Source organism: Priestia sp. SRI_019 (genome assembly GCF_057586255.1).
Window position 1 is genome coordinate 97341 of sequence record NZ_JBYCZN010000006.1, and the last position, 16845, is coordinate 114185.

Genomic DNA, 16845 nt, shown 5'->3' on the forward strand with positions numbered 1-16845 from the left:
AAATGAAATGTAAAGAGCTGTAAATAAGCGGACGAAGCGATAAGAGCTTCGTTATCAAATACATAGAATGAAGTGGTAAGGAGGAAAAGATCATGACAAAAGGAATTGCTCAATACGAAGTAGGAGAGCAAGTTGATCTTTATTTTTTAATTAAATCCTCAACGAGAGGAATTGCAAGCAATGGAAAGCCATTTTTAACGGTAATCCTACAGGATAAAACAGGTGATATTGAAGCCAAGCTGTGGGATGCATCCCCAGATGACGAGGAAAATTATGCTGCTCAAAAGATTGTGCGAGCTGCTGGAGAAGTAATGAATTACCGCGGGCGCAACCAGCTGAAAATACGCAACATTCGTCCTGCACAGCCCCAAGACGGAGTACGCACATCTGACTTTTTAGAAGTGGCGCCTTTATCTCAAGAAGAAATGGTCGAACATATTACAAAGAGCATATTTGAAATGAAAAATTCGAATGTCCAGCGCATTACTCGCCATTTGTTTAAAAAATATCAAACGGAATTTTTAGAATATCCGGCAGCAACTAAAAATCACCATGAGTTTGTATCAGGACTTGCCTACCATGTGGTGTCTATGCTGAAGCTGGCTGAGTCATTTTCAACCCTTTATCCAAGCTTAAACCGCGACTTGCTGTACGCTGGAGTTATTCTTCATGACCTTGGCAAAGTATTTGAACTTTCAGGTCCTGTTTCGACGATATATACAGTCGAAGGAAATTTGCTTGGCCATATTTCGATTATGGTGAATGAAATTGGAAAAGCGGCAGAAGAATTAGCGATTGAAGGAGAAGAGGTTATGCTTCTTCAGCACCTTGTGTTATCGCATCATGGTAAGGAAGAGTGGGGAAGTCCGAAAAAGCCGTTAATTAAAGAGGCTGAAATGCTTCATTTGATTGACAATGTAGACGCTAAAATGAATATGCTTGACCGAGCATTAACAAAAGTGAAGCCCGGTGAGTTTACAGAGCGTATTTTTGCACTGGATAATCGCTCATTTTATAAACCAACGATTGATTAAAAAGGTATAAGTCTTTCTTCCTTCGCATATAGTGGTTGTAAATAACTGTGATGGGGGATCAATATATGGTGACACTACCAATTTGGATTTATTTAGTTGTAGCAGGCATTTTCTTTAGTGGATTTATGGCGATTCGTGCTGCACAACATGATAAGCAAGTGGATGATTCGTTTATTGAAAAAGAGGGACAAGTCTTCATTGAAAGAATGCAAGTGGAAAAAGAAAGACGCAACAGCGATTCCATCTGATTATATAAAAGAGCCTGTCACATGAGTGACAGGCTCTTAGCATTACTGCTGAGGAGTTTCTACGCCAGATTGACTATCTGTCGCACCTTCTTCAAAAATTGGTTTTACATTTTTATCTTTGACTTCCACTTTTGCTTTATCAAGCTCTTTTTGAATCTTCTTATTCGCTTCTGCTTGATCTACTTTTGAACGTTTGATTTGCTGCTCAAGTTCGGGTTTCTTTTTCTCAAACGATTCTACTTTCTTTTTATCGACTAGTTTAATGATATGGTAGCCGTACTCTGTTTTGATTGGTTTACTTACTTCACCTTTTTTCAGCTTGTAAGCCGCTTCTTCAAATTCTTTAACCATTTGACCTTCACCGAAGTAGCCTAAATCGCCGCCGTTAGCTGCAGACTGCTGATCCGTTGAATATTCTTTTGCCAGACTAGCAAAGTCCTCGCCTTTTTTGATTTTCGCTTCTACTTCGTTTGCTGTCTTTTCGTCTTTTACTAAAATATGACTTGCGCGAATTTGAGGTTTTTGAGCTTTATATTCATCATAAGCTTTTTTCAGCTCTTTGTCCGATACCTTAATGCCTGCCGTAGCAGCTTTTTCACGGAGAATATCAACTTTTAGCATATCTTTGACTTCTTTTTCGCCTTTTTGCTTAATAACTGAATCCACCTGATCACCGTATTGTTCTCTTAGAATGTTCAGCTGCTGATCAAGCTCTTTATCCGTTACTTTATATTTTTCACTCAATACTTTTTCTTCGGTAACGCTTCGTACGAGTGTATTAAATTGGTCTTGTCCGATTGTATCTTTCATTTGCTTATACAAATCACCTTGAGTGATATTGCCTGCTTTTGTTTCTACAATTACTTTTGAAGAATCGTTGGCATTTGAAGCATCATTTCCCCCACTGCATGCTGATAAAGCAACGAGGCTGGCTGCCGTTGTTAGTGCAACTAAGCTTTTTTTCATACGTAAACACTCCTACTCATCATTTTTACTTATGTAGCTTGACTCAAGATTTACTATATCACATTTCCTGATGTTAGCAAATGAAGTTAAAACCACGTAAATTTACATTTATTTTCCACTAAGCATGGAGTGATTATACGCTTATGATGGCTTTTTTATAAAGCGTTTTCAAAATGGTGGACAAACTCACAGAGTAATCTCCAAACGAGAAGAAAGAGAAATAAATTATGGAGTTTGGGCTAAAAGCCTAGACGTTTTTTGAGCTGATGCATAAGATGCAGTATTAGTAAACAAAGGGGGTGCTCAAATGAGCGGAGGCGGATATGGAGGCGGTTTTGCACTATTAGTTGTACTGTTTATCCTATTAGTCATTGTTGGTTGTGCATGTTACCACTAGGAAACAGATGAATATAAAAGGAAAGGGGCGATAGATATGGGTTCTTACGGATGCGGATACGGCAGTGGATTTGCGCTATTAGTCGTATTATTCATCTTATTAGTTATCATCGGAGCTAGCTGTTTTTGCTAAGCCTATAAAAAAGCGGTGAGACATCTCACCGTTTTTTATGTAAATGATACTTCAATATAAGATGAAACTAATAAAATGGTAATTAATACATTAATCGTACGAAAAACTTTAGGCTGTTTTTCAGCTGGAATTTCTTTTTGAATACACAATGTATTTGTTAGTGCATTGATGTAGAATAAAATGAATAGTGCAAATACAATAAAGAATATGTACATAAAAATCCCCCTAACAAAATCAGTGTGACGAAGACAAAAAGTCTTATAGTCATTTATATAGTACAGCTTTGTATGAATTTACAAATATCTATATTAACATTACCAAAAAAGCGATAAAATAGATAGTTATATATACAGTTGAGCAAAGAATTTCAAAAGGTATTTACACAGAAATGCGGTTTTTATTTTATAAAGGGTAGTTAAGAAGTTGAGAAATAGGTTTTAAACGAAATAGCAAAGTGAATGGATAAGAAATGAGTAACAATTACCCATTGTGCAAAAGGATTGTTAAAAAGGACAGAGGGATTTATATTAATATATGCAGTGAGTACATAATCAGTATATGAAAATCTTTATACGGTGCTACTTAAACAGGAAATGTGAATGACGAAGAAAGAATTATTTGGAAGAACATGAATGAATCATGTACAATATGGAGTAGAGGTATATGAACGTTGAAGGAGTAGGGGAAGCGGATGGAAACTTTAGAATCTCGAGTATCACGTTTAGAATATTACATAAAACTGTTATCTGGGACATCTGAACAAGAAGCTAAACCATTTATTGATTTAGTGGTAAGAAATCAGCTTACAAAGAAGGAAGTAGAGGAAATTTTAATTCTGTGTGAAGATACAAAAAACGAATATATTGAGCAAAAAGCGGAAGGTCTAACAGACTTTGTTCCGCTTCTTACACAATTTGTTGGCATGCTGAATTATAAATTAACTCCCAGAGAGACGGTCGAATCGCTTCGTTATCAACCTTCTTATCAAGATGTGATGAATGAATTTTTTGAAATTATTCAATGGATAAGGGACTAACCATTAAGAGTTTGAAATAGTCTCCTGGTGGTTCTCTTTATCTTTCTTGACAAGCTTGCCATCTTCTTCAGTGAATTCTTCTTCGATATGATGGAAAGATCGCTCGAAGATATCCATAAAATCTTCACCGTAAATTTTGCGGATGACGGTCATTAGTTCCATAAACTCAGGGAATTTGCCGTACAAGTCGCGCAACGGAAGTGCGCCGCTGAACACTGAATTATTAGAAGGTTCGTAATGTTCCATTAAATCTAATAAAATGGCCTCGCCTTTATCTGTCAGCTGAATGTACGTATTTCGCTTGTCGCTTTCTTTTTTAGAAAACTCGAGTAAACCTCGTTCTTCTAGTTTTTTGGAGAAGTTAAATGCAGTAGAAACGTGCATAACTCCAAATTTGGCAATTTCGGAAATGGAAGCCCCGTTTAAATGATAGGAAATCCATAAAATATGATGCTCGTTAATATTAAGGTCATAAGGCTTAATCCATTGCTGCCAATCCTTCTCTACGGTTTTCCAAAGGGCTTTACTTAATTGGGCAATGCGTTGGCTAAATAGAAGTGCTTCTTTCAAACTGTAATCTTGATCACTAGTCTTTTTCATCTTCTCCCACCTACTTAGTCTCTTTTTTTATTTATCTTCTATTATGCCAATAAAATAAAAAATTATAAAGATGTAAATTTACAAAATTTTAAAAAATTAAAAAAGAAGGCGTCTTAACCTTCTTTTTTGTCAATTTTTTCATTGGGATTTTTAGTTGTCTGTACATGTTCCTCTAGGTTTGACAAAGAATTTTGGATTTCTTTCAAATGATGCTGAAGGGATTCCTTATGAGGGACAATTTCTTCTTTAAACTGACCAAGGGTAGTAGAAAGGTCACTTGCGATATTTTTCACTATAGTATTTCCTTCTCTGGCGGTCATTTGTACTTGTTGAGAAACAGCTTTTATTTTTGTTGAGAGCTCTTGTTGTGAAGCGTTAACTCGGTCTTTTCGAGAGCTGACACGCTGTTTGAGTTCTCGTCCTGAATATGGAGTAACAAGAAGCGTTGTAATAGCGGCTACGGTGCTTCCGATTACTGCTCCAGCTGCTAGTTTTTTCATTCTACTCATTATTTATTTCCTCCTATGTAGTAAAGTAATTGCTAACACTTCCTTCTGACATAATCATAAAAAAAATAGCATAGATTGATACAAAAGAAGGAGGTTATCAACATGGGGTAGCTTTATTCATTCTTTTGATGATTAGCCTGAGTTTTTTTCTGGCTGCCTTTAAATGGTTTAGCCTTACGACTAGAACGGCATCATATCCACCTAAACATGTGCTGAAACAAAAGTCTCTTACATGTGCGACAGTGGCTTTTGCGAGTTTTTTATTGGCGCTTATACTTTATTATGTAACCTAGGATGAAGAACTTAAACCTTTATTACATAGTAAGTCTTCATACCTATTGTATGGGCTGCAAATGAAATTTAAGTGAAAAGCATTCTGTACCATTTCTTTTTAAACAAAAGAACCGTCGGCTGTCTCTAAAAGATCAGCAACATACTATAAATGAACCGTTTTATCTAAAGGTCCGCCACGCTTTGGTGGGCCTTAGCTTTTGGTGTAAAAAAAGAGCCTGATTCTCAATTAAATCAGGCTCTTGACGTTACGATAATTTTGCTTTGATGCTTGTGCGTTTTAGAACGGATTGAACAATTGGGTAAATAACGACCATAACGATTGTATTCACTACTGTTGCAGGTAATACAACTGCAGCAACAAGCGCCATGACGCTGTTTCCGCCCGGTAAGCCGACGATTAGCGCGGCAGCAGACAAGAATACGGTTCCTGATACGAGCGTGCCAACAGCTGTTAAAGCAGCGGCAACTGGTGTTTTAATACCTGTTGCTTTTTTCACAAGCATAAATAATGCAAAGAAAACAAATGCTGTAATTGGTTTATCAATCAAGTTTGCAATTTGTCCGCCAGGAAAGCTTGTTGTTAAAGCAGAAATAACCGCTGTGGTTAAGCTAACCAATGCAACATTTTTTACGCTAGGAAACAACAGGATTGCTAAAAACATCATTGTTAACATCATATCTGGCTTCATTCCAAATAAAATAGGAGGTACCACCGTGTGGAGAACCGCTCCAATTCCGACTAATAACGCTAAAGAAACTAAAACCTTTGTATTCATTTCTCATCTCTCCTCTTCTAAGCTAAGCTCGAAATATACCAATAGTGCGTCTATGCCCATTGCATATATTTACATACTGATTATAACATATTTATGTGAAAAAAGGATCTGTTAATTCTGCCAATTATGCGTTTGCCTGTGCAAATTCATCCATAAAGGCGGCAAGAGCTTCACACGCTTCAAGCGGTACAGCATTGTAAATAGAAGCGCGGCATCCGCCGATTGAACGGTGTCCAGCTAATCCTACGAAGCCTTTTTCTTTTGCTTGCTGTAAAAACGCAGCAGTTAACTCATCGGTTGGTAAAGTAAACGTTACGTTCATAATTGATCGGCTTTCCTCTGTAGCGTGAGGGGTATAGAAACCATTTGAACCTTCCATGCTTGTGTAGAGTAACTTAGCTTTTTTATGATTTTGGGCTTCAATTGCTTTAACGCCACCTTGTTCTTTAATCCAATCTAAAACAAGTGAAAGCATGTAAATGCCAAACGTTGGAGGAGTGTTGTAAAGAGAGTTGCTCTTTACGTGTGTCTCATAATTCAGCATTGTTGGTAAACCTTCAGGAATACGTTTAAGTAATTCTTTCTTCAAAATGACAACCGTGACACCAGATGGTCCGAGGTTTTTCTGAGCACCAGCATAAATGAGTGAGAACTTAGATACATCAATTTGACGGCAAAGAATGTCGCTTGACATGTCGGCAATTAAGTCTACTCCTTCGATAGAAGGGTAGTCAGCCCATTGTGTACCAAAAATGGTGTTGTTGGACGTGATATGCAAGTACCCAATTTCTTCTTTTGGAAGCTTTACATCATCTAAAGCTGGAATAGAGCGGTAGTTCTCTTCTTTAGTAGAAGCAACAACTGCTGTTTTTCCAAGTTTCTTTGCTTCTTTTAATGCTTTTTCCGACCATGATCCGGTTAGTACATATGCACCGACTTGATCGGGAGATAAAAAATTCATTGGAATCATAGAGAATTGCAGGCTTGCTCCGCCCTGCAGGAATAAAATTTCATGTGTATCTGGAATGTTAAGCAATTCCGTGAGTGTTTCTTTAGCATGTGTTAATACATCTTCAAACTCTTTGCTGCGGTGTGATAATTCCATCACAGACATACCTGTATTTTTAAAATTAACTAGCTCCTCTTGAGCAAGTTGTAAGACAGGTAGGGGAAGCGCAGACGGACCTGCATTAAAATTATAAGCTCTGTTTAACGTAATCACATTAATTCCTCCTCAAATTAGTTCGAACACTCATCATACAAAATGGCTAATGACTGATGTCAGAAAGAATATCATTATACTATCATGAAAACCATTGATTGTGGAGGTAACTTTTCAAAAATTTAAATTAATCTGTAAAGAGAAAATAATAGAAAAAAGATAAATAAAAAGTATACGCAAACATGTTTTGGCAAACATGTAAATGAAATGTTTATATGCTATACTGATGGAAGAAATAATGTGGAGGAACAGAATGAGAGTATTAAAATATGCCATATTAGGGCTCTTAGATCAGAAGGAGCTCAGCGGGTATGACATTACGAGGCTTTTTAAAGAAGAGGTCGGTAATTTTTGGAGTGCTAAGCACAGCCAGATTTATCCTGAGTTAAAGCGATTAACAGAAGAGGGATTTATTCGCTATGAAACCGTGATTCAAGGCAAGAAATTAGAAAAAAAGATGTATTCGATAACGGAAGAAGGAAGAGCCGAGTTAAGCAAGTGGCTCACTACGATTGATCCTATTCCTGAAACAACTAAAGATGAATTTATGTTAAAAGCTTATTTTGCTTCATCCATGTCAATAGAAGAGTTAAAGCAGCAAATAGATAATCAGCTATCAAGCAGGAAAGTGAAGCTAACCTTTTTAAAGAAACGAATGGATGACCTTTTGGAACAAGTTAATCATCACATTACCGTTTCGTCTCCTCAATTTGGTCATTATTTGGTGCTATCTCGCGCTCAAGACCGGGAGACAAGCTATATCAATTGGCTTGAACGTACGCTGAATTTAATTGAAAAAGAACAATAAGAAAAGGTGAGCGGATCATGACTTGGTGCATAAAATCATTTCAAGAGCTGACAAACGATGAACTCTACGAAATTCTACAGGTTCGCACCGCTATTTTTGTTGTCGAACAGAAGTGTGCTTACTTAGAAGTAGATGGAAAAGACAAACTTGCTTATCACTTGTTCAAAAAAGAGAATGAGAAAATTATCGCATACCTTAGAGTTTTACCAAAAGGAATTAGCTATCGGGAAGCTTCTCTTGGGCGCATTATTGTAGAACAAGCACAGCGCGGTACAGGTCTTGGAAGAGAACTAGTAGCAAGAGGAATTGATTTTTTAGAAAATGAGTTGCACGAGAAGACAATTAAAATTCAAGCTCAAAGCAGACTTCAAACATTTTATGAATCGTTTGGTTTTAGACCTATTTCCGATATTTATTCAGATGAAGGGCTTCCCCACCTAGATATGCTAAAGACACCTTAGAAACTTCACCAATTGTGTGAAGTTTTTCTATTTCTCAAACGGGTAAGGTGAAAGAAAGATGTTAGGCTTTAGTACTGCGCAGATAGAATCGATATGACTACTACTAAATTAGTAATTTATGAATAAGATAGATAATGAATTTGTTTCTTTTTACTTATTCTTTGATTTTAAGTAAGTGATATATTGAAGAAAGTAATAATATTGTATATAATGATTTTTGTAACAAAAATGTAACATTTACGTAATATTCTTAATGTTTATTGAGAAAGAAATTTGTTGTACATATTGCTTGGAGGCATTTTTATGAGTGCAAAGGAAAAGAAAAATAGGTATATATATAGTTTGGATGGACTTCGAGCTTTCGCTGTTATGTCTGTTATTGCCTATCACTTAGGATTTGGATGGGCATCTGGAGGATTTCTAGGAGTTGACGTTTTCTTTGTATTATCAGGGTATTTAATTACCTCGATTTTACTCGTGCAATCTTGGGAAAATCCTTTGGGAAATTTGAAGCATTTTTGGATCAGCCGAACGAGAAGACTTCTTCCGGCTGTGTATGTGATGGTAGTATTGACTGCAGCTTGGGTTATTTTATTTAACCGGCCATTGTTAACAACGCTACGAGGCGATGCATTATCGTCTATTTTTTATATGAGTAACTGGTGGTTTATTTTTCATAAAGTTTCATATTTTGATAGTTTTGGGTCACCGTCACCATTAAAGAACTTATGGTCACTGGCTATTGAAGAGCAGTTTTATATTGTGTGGCCACTTGTTTTATTGTTGGGTTTAAAATTTATCAAAAAGAGAGGAATTCTTTCTCTATTCATTTTAGCTGGAGTAATGGTCTCAGCTATTCTAATGTCTTTTTTATATGAGCCAGGAGGAGATCCTAGCCGTATTTATTATGGAACCGACACTCGGCTGTTTGCCCTTTTAATCGGCTGTTTACTTGCATTTGCCTGGCCGATGTATCGTTTATCATCAAAAAATCTTCCAGCCGTAGGCAAGCAAGTATTAAACGCGGTAAGTATGGTGAGTTTCTTTGTATTTATTCTCTGCGTATGGAGCGTTGATGAGTATACTCATGCATCTTTTCTTTATCAAGGTGGAATGCTGCTGATTTGTTTAAACGCTGCTGTACTGGTTGCAACAATTAGTCATCCTAGTAGTTTTTTAGGAAAAGCTCTGTCGTTTAAACCGCTTCGCTGGCTTGGTACTAGATCATACGGCATCTATTTGTGGCATTATCCGGTTATTGTTCTTACAACGCCTGTATCCGAGATTGGCCGCCCGGTCTATTGGCATGCGCTGCTACAAGTAGGCCTTACATTTATCATTGCTGAACTTTCTTACCGTTACATCGAAGTGCCTATCCGCACACGCGGCTTTCGCTATTATTTCCGGCACTACCATCCGAGAGAGCTTTTTAAATGGCGTAATCTCTCTCGTTCGAGACAAGCGGTTTTGGGCAGTCTCATTTTCTTTTTGGCGCTGTTTACAGCGGATATGACAAGCTTTGCTATTAGTACGCAGCAAAAGGATGAAACGACAGCAAAAGAGACAGAGGTTAAAATTCAAACGAATCATAAAGAAAATGCTTCAACTTCTGTCAAAGACAAGAACAAAGCGGATAATAAAAAAGCAGAGAACGCGGAAAAGAGTTCCGGGGAAGAAAAATCTGATGCCAAAGAAAAACAGCAGCCGAATTCTTACAGAGATGTTCTTGCAATTGGAGACTCGGTCATGCTGGATATTGCTCCTAATCTTAAAGAGATGCCGCTTAGTATTACGATTGACGGAAAAGTAGGAAGGCAGCTCAATGAAGCACTGCAGCTAACTCCTAGCTATCAAGCATTTAATAATCCGAACAGCGCAGTGATTATTGAGTTAGGAACAAACGGCTATTTTACAAATGAAGAACTTGAACAACTGTTAAAAGCTTTTTCACACGCGGACGTTTACTTAGTGAATACGCGCGTTCCTCGTTCGTGGGAAAGCACCGTGAACAAGAACTTGAAAGCTGCTTCTGAAAAGTTTGATCACGTCACGCTCGTAGATTGGTACTCAGAGGCTTCTAAGCACCCCGAATACTTTACATCAGATGGTGTCCACTTGGTACCTGAAGGATCAAGAGCATTAACAAAATTGATTGAAGAACGTATGAATTTAGAAGTTAAGGCGGAAAGTCGTTCATAATAAGTGAAAAGCCGCACGATGTTTTATACCACAAACTGATTAAACATGTATTAAATGAATAGATAAAACAAAAAAAGCTTACATGTGTAAGCTTTTTTTGTTTCAAGAAAGGCGAGAAGAAATATTGCCAGCGATTTCTTGAAGTTTTTCAGGCGTGTATTCGCTTGTATGCTCTTTCCATACAGCACCGAATCCATCGCCTTCCCCATAGCGAGGAATAATGTGCATATGATAATGAAACACGGATTGACCAGCTTTTTCACCATTATTATTTAAGATGTTTAAGCCGATTGGGCTGTATGTTTCTTTAATTGCATTTGCGATTTGAGGAACCACTTCAAACAAATTGCGCGCAATTTCCGGCGTTAGTTCGTGAATGTCTTTTTTATGTACTTTTGGAATCACCAGCGTATGACCTTTTGTTACTTGACTAATGTCTAAAAAAGCTAATACGTGTTCATTTTCAAATACTTTTGCACCTGGGATTTCACCGCGAATAATTTTGCAAAAAATACAGTTTTCATCATGTGTGCTCATTATGTTCACCTTCCGTTACCAATATAAATGTATGGGTATACATGTACGTTTATTTTACCACAAAGTAGAAATGCAATCAGCAGGCAAGAAATAGCTGCTGGTATTTTATACACAAAAACGGGATGCAAACGATTATGCATCCCGTTATGTGAAGAAGGAAAAAATAGCTTTTAATGCAGCATATGATCTTTAAGGAACACCTCATTTACGTAATTGCATTGCCTAATGACACAGTAACTTGAAAAAGTATATTCTCTTTAACAAACACCTCATTTAAGCATTGAGCTAAAAAAATATACAATGTGAACGAAATCGTTCTTGGTCTTTGACAAACACCTCATTTACACAGTAATAAATGAACATTATTGTCTACCCATTATATATATTCTTACTACGTTCATGACTACCATCCCCTTATGAATCAAACATACATCGATTTACAATAAGGTTTTCTGAAATATGCCTGCTGTAGACACCTCATCCCAAATGTAAGAAGCTTTGTAATGATTAGTTGTAATCAATAACTTGTTTTCCTTCTTCCCTATATAGAATGTCCCGATATTTCGATTATATTCTGGAAAAATTAACCGAAAAAAATTGAAAACGATGTGAGGAAGAAAAAGATTTGGTACAATAGAGCAAATAGCGCTTGCGCTTGGAGACAAAAAAGAACAAATAAAAGGAGATCGTGATGGGTTCTTTATTGCAAATTAACAATATTACAGGGGGATATACAAAAACTCCCGTCTTAAAAGATGTATCGTTTGATGTAAACGCAGGTGAATTAGTCGGATTAATCGGGTTAAACGGGGCCGGCAAAAGTACAACGATTAAACATATCATTGGATTAATGGAAGCAAAAAAAGGAAGTGTATCCATTAATAATAAAACCTTTCAACAAGACCCAACAGGTTATCGAAGTCAGTTTACGTTTATTCCAGAAACTCCTGTGCTATACGATGAATTAACATTAAAAGAACATTTAGATATGACAGCTATGGCTTATGGACTTGAGCCTCAAACATATGAAGCCCGTCTGCAGCCGCTTTTAAAAGAATTTCGTTTAGACCGGAAGTTAAAATGGTTCCCTGCGCATTTTTCAAAAGGAATGAAGCAGAAGGTTATGATTATGTGCGCTTTTTTGGTTCAGCCGTCTCTTTATATTATTGATGAACCTTTTTTAGGGTTAGACCCGCTTGGTATTCAATCTTTACTTGATTTGATGACGGATATGAAAAAGCAAGGTGCAGGCATTTTAATGTCCACACACATTTTGGCGACCGCGGAACGCTACTGCGATAAATTTGTTATTTTACATAACGGAGAAGTAAGAGCGCAAGGAACGCTTAAAGACCTTCAAGAAGAATTTCAAATGTGCAATGCTACTCTTGATGAAATTTATATTGAATTAACAAAGGAAGAAGGCTATGAGTAAGATTGATGCATTATGGAAGCAACGGTTTCAGCAGTATTTAGTGGATATAAGAAGATATACAAAATATATCTTAAATGACCACATTAAATTAGTGTTAATTTTTGCGATTGGCGGTTTGGCCTACTATTATCAACAGTGGTTGAGTACATTAACACCTGCGTTTCCTTCAGCTGTAGTGATTGCGATACTTATGGGATTGATTTTAACCATGGGTCAAATTCAAACGTTTTTAAAACGACCTGATTTAGTCTTTTTACTTCCTTTGGAGACGAAGCTGCAGCCTTATTTTAAAAAATCTTTTTGGTTTACCTTTACGATTCAGCTTTATATTTTATTATTTGCAACTGGTGCAGCAGCACCTCTTCACGTAAAGGTAATGCATGATTCTTACTCAAACGTTTTTGTGTTTTTTCTGCTATTACTCATCTTGAAAGTTGTAAACTTAGGCATGTCTTGGTGGGCCGTATGGTTTGAAGAAAAGTGGGCGAAGTGGACAGATTATATCGTCAGGTTTTTCTTGAATGCAGTTTTTACGTATTTCTTATTTTCGCATGCATACGCATTCTTTACAGGAATCGTAGCGGTAATTATGATTGCGCTAGCCATTTATTATCGCTCGCTTACAAAAAGAAAGCCGATTAAATGGGAAAAGCTAATTGACTTAGAAGAAAAGCGCATGGGCTATTTTTATCGATTAGCTAATTTATTTACGGACGTTCCTCAGGTAAAAGAGCGAATTAAACGCCGTAGATATTTAGATTGGCTAGTAGCACGTATTCCATTTCGTCAAAGTGCCACTTACCATTACTTGTACACCAGAACATTTTTGCGATCAGGAGATTATTTAAGCTTGCTCGTTCGCTTAACTGTCATTGGCGGATTTTTAATTGTAGCTGCGCCGTTTCAATACGGCAATATAGTGGTTGTTTTATTTGTTGTGTACATGACGGGTTTTCAATTACTCCCGCTTTGGAAGCAGCACAAACAGATTTTATGGCTTTCTCTTTATCCAGTTGAAGCTAAAGAACGAAAAAAGGCATTTTTGGACGTATGGAAAAAAGCGCTGTATGTACAAATTCTTGTACTCGCCATAGCGGTGGCTTTTTCTAATCTAGTTGCTGCACTGCTTTCCGTGGCAGCAGGTGCTATATTTATTCACTTATTTGTAAATGCATATGTAAATAAAAAATTAACGTAAAAAAAGCTCCGAATGGAGCTTTTTTTACGTTTTTAGACTACTTTTGTGACGAAGATAATATCCGAAAGCGATAGACGTTCATCGCTACTTTTGTGAGATGGTCAAGAAGCTGATAATTAGCATAGGCACCTACAACAGCTCCAATTCCCGGCATCAGCTGAAACATTTTCACAACATCAATGTAATCGCGGTATTCTTGTTGAAAAGCTTTCCAATCAAGCTCAAGAAGTTCCTCTTTCTTTTCCTCCCAGTTTTCTACTACTTCAAGCAGCTTCGTTCTATGGTCATCGCTGCAAAAAGCAAGATGAAAAATATACAGCATATAAATGCGTTCTTCTTTTTCTTTTACATCAAAACCATACGTAGCGGCAATGTCAAATAAGCACTTCATTTTTATGGAAAGAAGAAGCGGGAAATCTGCTGCACCTAAAAGGAGACCGCCTGCACCAGTACCAGCTCCTTCTACAGCAGCAGTTTTTTTGTACTTAGGTATGAGCTCCAAAATTTTTTTCTCTTTTTCTTCAAACGAAAGACCGCTGACATCTCTTTTTTTAGTAGTGAAATCGGATCCAACAAGCGTGGTTTCAACCATTTTTTTTATGCTTTCAGTCATAATCTTATGGACTTTAGCAGGGATTTTTTCATTTATTTTAAGCTGTAAAGATTTTGCGGTCCGTTGAAATTTAGAAGGTCGTTTCAACATGCTGAATTTCCAATGTTCAGCTTCTTGTAACACTTTTTCTTCATACGTATTCAAAAAAATCACCTCATTTCAGTCGATATAAATACTACGTTTTAAGTGAGGAAAAGGTTCCTGAAATAAAACAACAAGCACTCGTTTGCTTATCTGTACGAATGCTTGCTGAATGATTAATTCGCTTTTATTACGTTTTTAGAAGGAGCTTGTTCTCTTAAATACTCAACAGCAGCCGTACCAAGCGTTTTAGCTGCGATAAGCATTGCTTTTTCGTTAAAATCAAATTTAGGATGATGATGAGGATAAGGAGCATCTACGCCTTCTGGCTGAGCTCCTGTAAAAAAGAACGTTCCTTTAATATGCTGCAAATAATAAGAGAAATCTTCCCCAGTCATGTGAGGCTCCGTTTCTTCGACTGTATGAACTTCATCGATTTGAGAAGCAGCAGAAGCAAGAAAGGCCGTTTCTTCGGGGTGGTTGACGACGGAAGGATAGCCACGCGTATAACTCAGTTCATAAGAAGCATCAGCTGTTAAGCATGTACCTTGGACAATTCGTTCGATTTCTTTTTCGACATCATTTCGTACATCTTCATTAAATGTTCTTACCGTTCCAATTAGTCGAGCAGAATCAGCAATAATATTAAATGCATTTTCCGCTACAAAAGAACCTATGCTCACAACCGCTGAATCAATTGGGTTTACACGTCTGCTTACAATTTGCTGTAAATTAACAACAAGCTGAGAGGCGATGACGATTGAATCTTTTGTTTTGTGGGGCTGTGCACCGTGTCCGCCTGCTCCTTTGATCGTAATTTCAAAGCGATCAGCAGCAGCCATAATAGGGCCCGTTCGATATTGAACGACACCAGTTGGAGTTAAGGACCATAAATGCGTTCCGAATATCGCGTCTACACCGTCTAAGCATCCGTCTTCAATCATGGACTTGGCGCCTCCGGGAGCGTACTCTTCAGCGTGCTGATGAATGAAGACGATTTTACCAGGGAGAGAATCTTTTATTTCAAAAAGCGCTTTAGCAAGGACTAAAAGAGTAGCCGTATGACCATCATGACCACACGCATGCATCACACCCGGAACAGTTGATTGATATGGTACATCTTTTTCATCTTGAATAGGAAGGGCATCAAAGTCGGCTCTCAAAGCTACAGTAGGACCAGGGTTTCCTCCTTGAATGCTTGCTACAATGCCGTTTCCTCCTACATTTGCTCGGTAAGAAATACCGATTTTGTCATAAAAAGATCGAATGTAGGCAGCGGTTTGAAATTCTTTAAAAGACGGTTCTGGATACTGATGCAAATATCGGCGGATTTGAATCATTTCATCAAATTTTTCTTCAAGTAAAGTATGTAGCTTGGGATTCACGTGACCATATCCTTTCTGTATAAGTTGAATAAAGTTTTGAATTTTTTGACATTTTAATCATTATATCATTATCTATAAAAAAGAAAAGAATGTAAGCGTTGTTATTGGAAAAAGTAATTGAATCATGAAATATTTTATATACATAATAGATACATAAGGTGAGGAATAGGGATAAAGAATGAGTTTTTTACCAATTTTCTCATGAGATAATAGGAGGTAACGATATGGTAGATTCACAAACTGTATCTCTGTACAAAAAATTGATGTGGATGTTTGGGGGGGCAGGTCTTGTTTTTTTAGGAGTGTTGTTTGTTGTGTCGACAGATTCTTTTCAAGGAGACCACTGGCTTGTTTCAGCTATAGGTGACAGCACTATTCTTCAGTCAGCGTCATCTATTTTTCATGGCTTGTCTTTTTTAGCTTCAAAAGTGATGATTATGGTTCTTTTAGCTGTACTTCTCGTTTTTTTATTTTTCAAAAAGGACTATATCGGTATGATATCGGCATTTTTACTTATTTTAAGCGGTGATATTATTAATAAAGCAGTTAAAGATGCGGTAGAACGAGGACGTCCTCTTGAAGGCATCGAAGGCTACAGTTTTCCAAGCGGCCATGCAATGATGGGAATTCTTATCTATGGTCTGATTATCTTTTTTCTCACAAATCATATGAACAGTCAAAAAGTAGCCAAGCGGTATCAGCTTACAATTACTTTAATCGTTTTATTAATAGGTGTGAGCCGTATTCTATTAAGAGAACATTTTTTAACAGATGTCTTAGCTGGCTACAGCTTAGGGCTTATGTGGCTTATTGTAGGCATTTTCTTCTATACGCTTGTTTATGCCTACATAAAACCTTCAGCGGAAAAAGAGTTTCCAAAAGGCATGTAAAAAATATATACATATGGCCCCCTT

Annotated in this window: 21 protein-coding genes; 12 read left to right on the forward strand and 9 right to left on the reverse strand. The window is 37.1% G+C overall.

Features of this window, described 5'->3' with window-relative positions:
- Window positions 1–92 precede the first annotated feature (92 nt).
- Window positions 93–1034 (forward strand): 3'-5' exoribonuclease YhaM, encoded by a 942-nt coding sequence (gene yhaM / locus AC2YJL_RS24070; protein ID WP_013055309.1) that lies wholly within the window; start codon window positions 93–95, stop codon window positions 1032–1034.
- A 65-nt stretch (window positions 1035–1099) separates the two neighbouring features.
- Entirely contained in the window at window positions 1100–1282 is a 183-nt protein-coding gene (locus AC2YJL_RS24075) for a sporulation YhaL family protein (protein WP_013055310.1), read from the forward strand.
- A 42-nt stretch (window positions 1283–1324) separates the two neighbouring features.
- On the opposite strand, the gene AC2YJL_RS24080 is transcribed toward AC2YJL_RS24075, so the two are convergent.
- Complete coding sequence (locus tag AC2YJL_RS24080) at window positions 1325–2248, reverse strand: peptidylprolyl isomerase (RefSeq protein ID WP_193420836.1); 924 nt, start codon at window positions 2246–2248, stop codon at window positions 1325–1327.
- Between the two features lie 307 nt (window positions 2249–2555).
- Between AC2YJL_RS24080 and AC2YJL_RS24085 the strand changes: the two genes are divergently transcribed.
- Window positions 2556–2645: a YjcZ family sporulation protein gene (locus AC2YJL_RS24085; RefSeq protein WP_016762973.1), complete on the forward strand. Its 90-nt coding sequence runs from the start codon at window positions 2556–2558 to the stop codon at window positions 2643–2645.
- Window positions 2646–2681: 36 nt separating this feature from the next.
- The gene (locus AC2YJL_RS24090) at window positions 2682–2777 is read left to right on the forward strand and encodes a YjcZ family sporulation protein (RefSeq protein WP_016762974.1); all 96 of its coding nucleotides are present in this window, start codon (window positions 2682–2684) and stop codon (window positions 2775–2777) included.
- Window positions 2778–2812: 35 nt separating this feature from the next.
- Here the strand turns inward: AC2YJL_RS24090 and AC2YJL_RS24095 are convergent, their stop codons facing one another.
- The gene (locus AC2YJL_RS24095) at window positions 2813–2992 is read right to left on the reverse strand and encodes a hypothetical protein (protein ID WP_013055312.1); all 180 of its coding nucleotides are present in this window, start codon (window positions 2990–2992) and stop codon (window positions 2813–2815) included.
- A gap of 476 nt (window positions 2993–3468) precedes the next feature.
- On the opposite strand from AC2YJL_RS24095, the gene AC2YJL_RS24100 reads away from it, so the two are divergent.
- Window positions 3469–3813, forward strand: a complete 345-nt coding sequence (locus AC2YJL_RS24100; RefSeq protein ID WP_013081673.1) for a DUF1878 family protein — start codon at window positions 3469–3471, stop codon at window positions 3811–3813.
- A 3-nt stretch (window positions 3814–3816) separates the two neighbouring features.
- Here AC2YJL_RS24100 and AC2YJL_RS24105 read toward each other — a convergent pair whose 3' ends face one another.
- Both AC2YJL_RS24105 and AC2YJL_RS24110 read right to left on the reverse strand, forming a co-directional pair.
- Window positions 3817–4413, reverse strand: coding sequence for an HTH-type transcriptional regulator Hpr (locus AC2YJL_RS24105; protein WP_014461677.1), 597 nt, complete (start codon window positions 4411–4413; stop codon window positions 3817–3819).
- A 113-nt stretch (window positions 4414–4526) separates the two neighbouring features.
- A complete protein-coding gene (locus tag AC2YJL_RS24110; RefSeq protein WP_050689473.1) occupies window positions 4527–4922 on the reverse strand; it encodes a YtxH domain-containing protein in 396 nt (131 codons plus the stop codon).
- A 119-nt stretch (window positions 4923–5041) separates the two neighbouring features.
- Here AC2YJL_RS24110 and yhzF point away from each other — a divergent pair, with 119 nt between their 5' ends.
- Window positions 5042–5215 (forward strand): membrane protein YhzF, encoded by a 174-nt coding sequence (gene yhzF, locus AC2YJL_RS24115; protein ID WP_465119511.1) that lies wholly within the window; start codon window positions 5042–5044, stop codon window positions 5213–5215.
- A 246-nt stretch (window positions 5216–5461) separates the two neighbouring features.
- Here the strand turns inward: yhzF and AC2YJL_RS24120 are convergent, their stop codons facing one another.
- Together AC2YJL_RS24120 and serC are read right to left on the reverse strand one after the other, a co-directional pair.
- Window positions 5462–5992 carry a tryptophan transporter gene (locus AC2YJL_RS24120; protein WP_153253357.1) on the reverse strand — a complete coding sequence of 177 codons (531 nt, stop codon included), beginning with the start codon at window positions 5990–5992 and terminating at the stop codon, window positions 5462–5464.
- Window positions 5993–6116: 124 nt separating this feature from the next.
- Window positions 6117–7214, reverse strand: coding sequence for a 3-phosphoserine/phosphohydroxythreonine transaminase (gene serC, locus AC2YJL_RS24125; protein ID WP_195695445.1), 1098 nt, complete (start codon window positions 7212–7214; stop codon window positions 6117–6119).
- Between the two features lie 253 nt (window positions 7215–7467).
- Here serC and AC2YJL_RS24130 point away from each other — a divergent pair, with 253 nt between their 5' ends.
- The 3 genes from AC2YJL_RS24130 to AC2YJL_RS24140 all read left to right on the forward strand — a co-directional run bounded on the left by AC2YJL_RS24130 (window position 7468) and on the right by AC2YJL_RS24140 (window position 10682).
- Window positions 7468–8022, forward strand: coding sequence for a PadR family transcriptional regulator (locus AC2YJL_RS24130; protein WP_025752934.1), 555 nt, complete (start codon window positions 7468–7470; stop codon window positions 8020–8022).
- 17 nt (window positions 8023–8039) lie between these two features.
- Window positions 8040–8483 carry a GNAT family N-acetyltransferase gene (locus AC2YJL_RS24135; protein ID WP_195695444.1) on the forward strand — a complete coding sequence of 148 codons (444 nt, stop codon included), beginning with the start codon at window positions 8040–8042 and terminating at the stop codon, window positions 8481–8483.
- Between the two features lie 303 nt (window positions 8484–8786).
- Window positions 8787–10682 carry an acyltransferase family protein gene (locus AC2YJL_RS24140; RefSeq protein WP_251569039.1) on the forward strand — a complete coding sequence of 632 codons (1896 nt, stop codon included), beginning with the start codon at window positions 8787–8789 and terminating at the stop codon, window positions 10680–10682.
- A 102-nt stretch (window positions 10683–10784) separates the two neighbouring features.
- Here AC2YJL_RS24140 and AC2YJL_RS24145 read toward each other — a convergent pair whose 3' ends face one another.
- A complete protein-coding gene (locus tag AC2YJL_RS24145; RefSeq protein WP_014461670.1) occupies window positions 10785–11219 on the reverse strand; it encodes an HIT family protein in 435 nt (144 codons plus the stop codon).
- A 691-nt stretch (window positions 11220–11910) separates the two neighbouring features.
- On the opposite strand from AC2YJL_RS24145, the gene AC2YJL_RS24150 reads away from it, so the two are divergent.
- A complete protein-coding gene (locus AC2YJL_RS24150; protein ID WP_251569038.1) occupies window positions 11911–12654 on the forward strand; it encodes an ABC transporter ATP-binding protein in 744 nt (247 codons plus the stop codon).
- Window positions 12647–13852, forward strand: a complete 1206-nt coding sequence (locus AC2YJL_RS24155) for an ABC transporter permease (RefSeq protein ID WP_195695442.1) — start codon at window positions 12647–12649, stop codon at window positions 13850–13852. Before AC2YJL_RS24150 ends, AC2YJL_RS24155 begins: the two co-directional genes overlap by 8 nt.
- 37 nt (window positions 13853–13889) lie before the next feature.
- Here AC2YJL_RS24155 and AC2YJL_RS24160 read toward each other — a convergent pair whose 3' ends face one another.
- Window positions 13890–14609, reverse strand: coding sequence for an EcsC family protein (locus tag AC2YJL_RS24160; protein WP_028410280.1), 720 nt, complete (start codon window positions 14607–14609; stop codon window positions 13890–13892).
- A 113-nt stretch (window positions 14610–14722) separates the two neighbouring features.
- A complete protein-coding gene (locus AC2YJL_RS24165; RefSeq protein ID WP_276510991.1) occupies window positions 14723–15931 on the reverse strand; it encodes a M20 family metallopeptidase in 1209 nt (402 codons plus the stop codon).
- Between the two features lie 224 nt (window positions 15932–16155).
- Here AC2YJL_RS24165 and AC2YJL_RS24170 point away from each other — a divergent pair, with 224 nt between their 5' ends.
- Window positions 16156–16821 (forward strand): phosphatase PAP2 family protein, encoded by a 666-nt coding sequence (locus AC2YJL_RS24170; RefSeq protein ID WP_251569037.1) that lies wholly within the window; start codon window positions 16156–16158, stop codon window positions 16819–16821.
- The last annotated feature ends 24 nt before the right edge of the window (window positions 16822–16845 follow it).